Source organism: Janthinobacterium sp. TND4EL3, from assembly GCF_900156175.1.
Taxonomy (GTDB): domain Bacteria; phylum Pseudomonadota; class Gammaproteobacteria; order Burkholderiales; family Burkholderiaceae_D; genus Janthinobacterium.
Genome location: NZ_FTMV01000031.1, coordinates 24,543 through 30,674, shown reverse-complemented (window position 1 = coordinate 30,674; position 6,132 = coordinate 24,543). Strand labels below are relative to the sequence as shown.

General features: G+C 54.5%; 5 protein-coding genes and 1 pseudogene. 3 read left to right on the top strand and 3 right to left on the bottom strand.

Annotated elements, in window-relative coordinates:
- Window positions 1-96: 96 nt before the first annotated feature.
- Window positions 97-234, bottom strand: a pseudogene (locus tag BXA07_RS27885) (transposase); the annotation flags it as partial.
- An 830-nt stretch (window positions 235-1,064) separates the two neighbouring features.
- Between BXA07_RS27885 and BXA07_RS27875 the strand changes: the two are divergent.
- The gene (locus BXA07_RS27875) at window positions 1,065-1,346 is read left to right on the top strand and encodes a DUF427 domain-containing protein (protein ID WP_076572953.1); all 282 of its coding nucleotides are present in this window, start codon (window positions 1,065-1,067) and stop codon (window positions 1,344-1,346) included.
- A gap of 108 nt (window positions 1,347-1,454) precedes the next feature.
- Here BXA07_RS27875 and BXA07_RS27870 read toward each other — a convergent pair whose 3' ends face one another.
- Both BXA07_RS27870 and BXA07_RS27865 read right to left on the bottom strand, forming a co-directional pair.
- Window positions 1,455-2,048, bottom strand: coding sequence for a GNAT family N-acetyltransferase (locus tag BXA07_RS27870; RefSeq protein ID WP_076572952.1), 594 nt, complete (start codon window positions 2,046-2,048; stop codon window positions 1,455-1,457).
- A gap of 228 nt (window positions 2,049-2,276) precedes the next feature.
- The gene (locus BXA07_RS27865; RefSeq protein ID WP_139335818.1) at window positions 2,277-3,626 is read right to left on the bottom strand and encodes a ComEC/Rec2 family competence protein; all 1,350 of its coding nucleotides are present in this window, start codon (window positions 3,624-3,626) and stop codon (window positions 2,277-2,279) included.
- 629 nt (window positions 3,627-4,255) lie between these two features.
- Between BXA07_RS27865 and BXA07_RS27860 the strand changes: the two genes are divergently transcribed.
- Both BXA07_RS27860 and BXA07_RS27855 read left to right on the top strand, forming a co-directional pair.
- Complete coding sequence (locus tag BXA07_RS27860; RefSeq protein ID WP_076572950.1) at window positions 4,256-4,729, top strand: peroxiredoxin family protein; 474 nt, start codon at window positions 4,256-4,258, stop codon at window positions 4,727-4,729.
- Between the two features lie 161 nt (window positions 4,730-4,890).
- Entirely contained in the window at window positions 4,891-6,015 is a 1,125-nt protein-coding gene (locus BXA07_RS27855; protein WP_076572949.1) for a patatin-like phospholipase family protein, read from the top strand.
- Window positions 6,016-6,132: the final 117 nt, after the last annotated feature.

The following is a 6,132-nucleotide window of genomic DNA, read 5'->3' as shown; positions in this document are numbered from 1 at the left end:
TTATGCGCTGGCAGCACAGGTCCGTCCAGTTTGAGGCACCCCAGTTCCTTTCCTGGAAAATTCCGTCTTCGGATCAACAACGCGACACAACCCGCCATAGCGCTTCGTCCAGGCATACAGGCTGTGGATGCTTACCCCGAGCCGCTCTGCTACTTCGCTCGCTGGGTGCCCACGGTGGGATACCTGCTTGACTGCTGCTATCTTGAATTCTTCTGTGTACCGCTTGCCACTCATAAGTTCTCCTTGGGTCCGATATTATGGCTCAGGAGTGTCTACAATTGTCGTGGCGATTCACGGTCGTGTCTTTCCCCAATTGGAGTTATTGATGCTGGCATGTAAAAAACGTAATCGACAATTCTAATTGTTGATCGCGATGTCCAATTCCTTTGTCGGATGGTCAATCTGTTCGGCAAATATGGCTGTGAAATGGCGGTCGCAACAACCGATGAGCGGCGATAAGAGAAGCGAGGGCATTTCGTCCAGATGCAATCTACATTGGCCTGTCTTCTCCAGACTGCTCAGGTTTTGAGTTGGTGGAGGAGCTACGGAACCTGCCCTGCTTGACCCACTGCATGATGGTTGCCCTAATAGAATGCGATGAGGAACTTGCGCGTTCTCTTGATCACAAATGCGGCTTCGACCACTTCTTGCCAAGGCAGGTGTCTATTCGTGCGATATTCAACGCCGTTACTTGCAAGGATTTCAGCCAGGCGGCACAGAACACTGGGCACCCTAGAATTTCGCCCTCCTAGCGCACTTTTCGAGCTATCACGCTTGATCAGCGATGTTAATGCCAACCCGCGATGACTGTGCTCGCCGTCCGGGAGAATTGCAAGGCACACTTGGACGTTCTGTTTGATGGTCTCCCCCACGCCAGCCTTCGGCTGCGGCTGCGGCTCGCGGACAGGAGCGAATTCGTACTGCAAGATGCCCACGAAACTGCAAAACCTATATCCGCCTTTGCCAAACCTTTTCATCCGCTGGTAAGTTCGGTCTGTCCGGCGCTCGTGTAGACTGTAGACTCTTCGCATCCTTAGCGAGCACACGACAACACAGGAGCGCACATGAAAGCAATATGGAATGGCGAAGTACTGGCGGAATCGAACGATACAGTCGTGGTGGAGAACAACCACTATTTTCCGCCTGCGTCCCTGCGGCGCCAGTTCTTCAAGGACTCGGCAACCACGACGGTGTGTCCGTGGAAAGGCACAGCCAGTTATTACGATGTCGATGTAAACGGGAAGGTCAACAAAGATGCAGCCTGGCTGTATCCCGAACCGAAATCGGCTGCCGCGAATATTGCTGGGCACGTCGCGTTCTGGAAGGGCGTGGAGGTCAAGGCCTGATCGTCGGGCTGGATAGGGACGTAACCATACGGTAGCAGTGCTGCGAGGTGCACTTAGCCGCCGTGACCAGGATATCGCTGCACTTGAGCACGGCGCGTTTCGTGCCCCCTAGTTGCGCGGGTCGCGCCACAGCAGCCAGTAAGGCCGCGCTGTCAGCTCTTCGAATAGGCTGAGCTTGTTCGTGAAGCCGAGCCGTCGGTAGAATGCCAGGCTCAAGGGGTTGAATGTCTCGAGGTAGGTAGATTTGTTCAAGTGATCGGCGCGCTGCAGCGTGCGCTCCAATAATGTGTGCGCCAGACCTTGGCCACGGGCATCGGGATGCACGCCCAAAATGGAGAGATACCAAGACCCGTCGAGGCTGTCGGGAACTTTGCTGTCCATGCCCGCGCAGATAGACTGATAGTTTCCGAATCCTGCAGGACCAAGCAGCTGCCTTAGCTCGCGCTTTCGATGCGACGACAGGTCGCCTGCGGCTGCCTGGCCGATCTCGTCGGTAATCCAGAGGGCCGCACCGACACTGCCTGCCCGCTGCACTTCGCCGCGGCCTTCTGCTTCCGTCATCGCTAGCGCGAAGTATTGGGAAAGTATCGAGTGGCGTTCCTCGTCGGCGGTGCAACTTACAGTTATCGAGCGATAGAACGGATCTTCGCCCAGTGCAAGGGCCAGCGAGGCAGACACGTCCATTTTTGACACGGAGGCCATAGATTCTCGTTCGTAATTGTGATCATACCAAGGGGGCCTTTGGCGAGCCTAAACAATGTATGGTTACAGCCCAATGCCCCCTCGCTTCTCCTCGACGATTGCCTTCACAACTTGCAGACGGTTGAATCGGCTGGATTTTTCTTCAACTATCAAGCGACTCGAATAAGCTTCTAGAGTGCACCTCGCGGATAAATTCGACGCCGCGAAAAGCCTGCAGACTTGTCGCACTCAAACGTTGAAGCAAAAGTGGTGCACCACCGAGTTTTCGTAATCAGCCACAAACGCGCGGGGTCGGCCCAGGTCGGCAACGACGATTGGGTGTGGGTGGTCATTGTGCTTCGAGAACGTTGGCACGCACTGCACGAATCGCGAGGCGCCGAAATGCCCAGCGTTCCCGGTCTTCCAAGAGTGCTGCGACCCATGGTGTGGTACTTGGGTCAGCCCAATCTCGGTCCAACGTCGCAAACCGAAATGTGCCTTCATTGCTTTGAGTTCCGTTGAGCCTAGCGCCAGATCGCCGGTAAGCAAAAGCGCTTGCCTATTGCTTTGCCTTGTGCTGTAGGCGTCTATTGCAAACCCAAGATAAAGCGACCAGTAAGGGTGACGCGGCCGATCGCGGTCAAACAGCTGCCAAAAATTATCGGATGGCCAGCTGTAAACAGAAGACGCGCAGCGCGGGTACGCTCCCGCATCCACAAGAGGACGAGCCAAAACGCATAGAGAGATATTGTTGCGTTCGTTACCTAGCTTGCCAAAGTGTTTGTCGTAGCAGAGCCTAAGACTGTCTCGCCAACCCGTGCGCGGCTTACGGACGGGGTCCTGAATCCGGTAGGTACGGAAAATTACGTCAACTTCGGTCTGCACAACACTAATCGGCAGCCCGGAACGTTTTGCAAGCCCGCCCGGCAGCGCGGTATTGTAGAAAACAAACTCGAAGGGCAAACCACGCAACGCTCTCACTGGGTTGCGATGCGATAGAACCTTAACTCGAGGGTTGCCCTCCTTAGGTGTATCGAAATAACCTACTGGGTACTCTAGAGCGTCTGGCGGAATCTCGTCAGGCGTCAAATTCGCTGGGCCCTCTCGCTGGGGATTGAGCGGAAGCGCGTCACCTTCATCCACAGCTCCATCAATTGCACCGCCGCGAATCATTAGAATAGAGTCGATTCGATTCAGCAGGCCTCGGCCTCCCAAGTATTTTATTGGATCCATTGCGAAGGCTGCCATCGAAGCCGATATCGATTCCCCGTCCTGCGCCGTGAATACCTGCGCTAGCCGGGCCTGAACACCCAAAAAAGGCAGGACGAGACTTTTCACCCTATGCTGGGTCAGCAATGTCTCAAGTCCATTGATGTGATCATCGTCAAAGTGAGAGACAACTACCATGTCGAGGTCGTGATCGGATGGCCAGTCTTGAGTGTAGTCCAGTGATGCTATAGCCTCGCTAACTCGTGTCGGGCGCTTAGAACCGCAGTCGTAGGCCCACGAAAAGCTTGCTCCGCTAGAGTCGCGGATGTTCCCCGTAAAAAAAGTTCCATGGCCAACTGACTGAAATTGTTGCCACACATGAACGCGCATGAGGTCCTCAGAATTTATTTAAGCCAGTTGTAACCTACCCAGTACTAGCCTCTTGAAATGACATTCCCGAGGCACAGCACGACCATTTGTCTCCGCAAATCGTGTGTACAGACCATGCCGCCTCGATTGGAAATCGCTAACGTCAACCCGCACCGTAGGCCGGGAATAAATATATGTCCCAAGCACACAATTGAGGTAATATTAATCGAATTCGACCTTCAAGTACGGGAGGCTCAGAAAAATTTTCCAAGCGACATTTAGAAAGCATGAGCCAAGCTGCTTGATGTGTTCATGGTGATGAGCGACTTTAACTTTTCTGCTCAACAATGCCAGACCATGCCCTCATACCGCGTTTCGCCAGGCTTCCGTTAGCAAGTCGAGCACTGCACCCGAAAATACCGAACATAATCTCAACGCACTCAAAAAGGGACTGTTATGGCGCCTGCAACAATTCTATGCAGTACATGGGCTAAGCCCGTTGGAGGCCGCGAAGGTCTTGCGATCGGCAAGGATCGGGAATTTTGGGCCGAGCGTTCCTCTATCCTCAGAAGCGCAGGTGACTATGATACAAACCGGGAGCAACTTATCAGTGGCCACGCCAACTACTTCCGTCAGAAATGGCAAAAGACATGAGCGGGGCCAAAACACGAGCGCCTGAGCTGCGGGTGCAGAAATGGATTGATCAAGACGGACGGAGCATTGCAGCTCCGCTCAAGCTAGCGGATCTAGGAACGGGTCCGAAGATCTTGTTTGCTTTCCAGCACTGGTGCAATGGCTGCCATTCACATGGTTTCCCAACGCTGCAAAAATTGCATAGAGCTTTAAGCTCCAAGGGTGTTGGTTTCGCGGCGATACAAACTGTGTTCGAAGGAGGACACGAGAACACTTTCGAAAAGTTGCGAGTCGCTCAGCTCAAGTATGAGCTTCCTATCGCTTTCGGTCATGACGAGGCACCTTCTGGCGCTAGATTTCCCACCTTTATGAAAGACTACCGCACGCGAGGAACGCCTTGGTTCGCGGTGATCGACGCTAACGGTCAAATTGTTTACTCAGACTTCCATCTCAATGCTGACTGGCTTGTGACGGCATTGGAGCAAGAGTAACAGACGCAGAATTCTTGACTCTGATCGGCAAAGCAGTGTCGTGCGCCCCCCCAGTCGTGCCAAGTACCTGACGTCGCATAGGTAGTGCTGGGTGGGCTGGAGCGCTTGCCAGGTCGCGACCTCGGGTTCGGCGCCACCTTTTTATTGTCTCAACAGCGACCATGACGACGAACAATCAACTGAACCCGAAAAAATTACCCATCGTGCTTGTGTTACAGGGCGGCGGGGCGCTTGGCGCCTACCAGGCCGGCGTCTACCATGCGATGCATGAACACGATCTGGTACCGGACTGGATTGTTGGTACCTCTATCGGCGCGATCAATGCCGCACTGATCGCCGGTAACCGCCAGGAGAACCGGCTCACCCGCGTGAGGCAATTCTGGGACAGGGTGTCGCACGACGACAACTTCAATATGAACTGGGTTGGCGAAGATTTACGCCGCTCCAACATCTGGCTCAACACGGTCGACACGGTACTGAAAGGCGCACCGGGCTTTTTCAAGCCGCGCATGTTCAGTGGGTTTTCGCTGGGAATGAAAGTAGCGCCGGAACACGCGTCCTTCTACGATACCAGCCCTTTGAACGATACCATGCAGGAGCTGGTCGACTTCGACTACCTGAACCGGGACAAGGATATTCGCTTAACCATTAGTGCCGTGAATGTGGGAACAGGAGACTTGACCCATTTCGACAGCCACAGCGGCAGTCTGTGTGCCGACCACGTCCGTGCCAGCGGGAGCCTACCGCCAGCATTCGCTGGTGTGCGCATCGACGGCGAACTTTACTGGGATGGTGGCCTGTACTCCAACACCCCGCTGGAGTCGGTACTACGTGAATTGCCAAAAGGCGACACGCTTTGTTTCATGGTTGACCTGTGGAGTGCTGACGGCGCGGAGCCGGACAATATAGAGGCAGTTCGCACTCGCCTGAAGGACGTCACCTATGCCTCGCGTTCACGACGCCACATCGAGGACTATGCATTGACCCACCGCATGCAGCGCAAGTTGCGCGAGTTATATGCACGGCTGCCGCCGCAGAGCTGCACCGAAAAAGACGAAAAGGATTTACTTGAGCTGGGCTGTGCTTCGACCTTGCATATTGTGCGTCTGCCTTACAGCGGGCATGACTGGAACATGGCCGCTAAAGACATCAATTTTTCGAAGGGGTCGAACAACTGGCGCTGGGACCAGGGATACGCTGACGCGATGCGCGCCCTCAAAAGCGCGCTGTGGCTGCAGCATGTAACTGACGACACCTCCGTAGTCGTCCACGAATTACTGAGTTAATGGCCGTGCGGCGCCTGTCTCAAATGCGATCTCGAGTCCTCTCGAACGTGCACATAGATGCTGACTGGCTCGACTAGGCAATGGAGCAAGCTTAAACAATGCGACGATTTCTCTTCC

Coding starts and splice junctions, on each gene's coding strand:
- BXA07_RS27875 (WP_076572953.1), top strand. CDS start 1,065: ATGAAAGCAATATGGAATGGCGAAGTACTGGCGGAATCGAACGATACA.
- BXA07_RS27870 (WP_076572952.1), bottom strand. CDS start 2,048: ATGGCCTCCGTGTCAAAAATGGACGTGTCTGCCTCGCTGGCCCTTGCA.
- BXA07_RS27865 (WP_139335818.1), bottom strand. CDS start 3,626: ATGCGCGTTCATGTGTGGCAACAATTTCAGTCAGTTGGCCATGGAACT.
- BXA07_RS27860 (WP_076572950.1), top strand. CDS start 4,256: ATGAGCGGGGCCAAAACACGAGCGCCTGAGCTGCGGGTGCAGAAATGG.
- BXA07_RS27855 (WP_076572949.1), top strand. CDS start 4,891: ATGACGACGAACAATCAACTGAACCCGAAAAAATTACCCATCGTGCTT.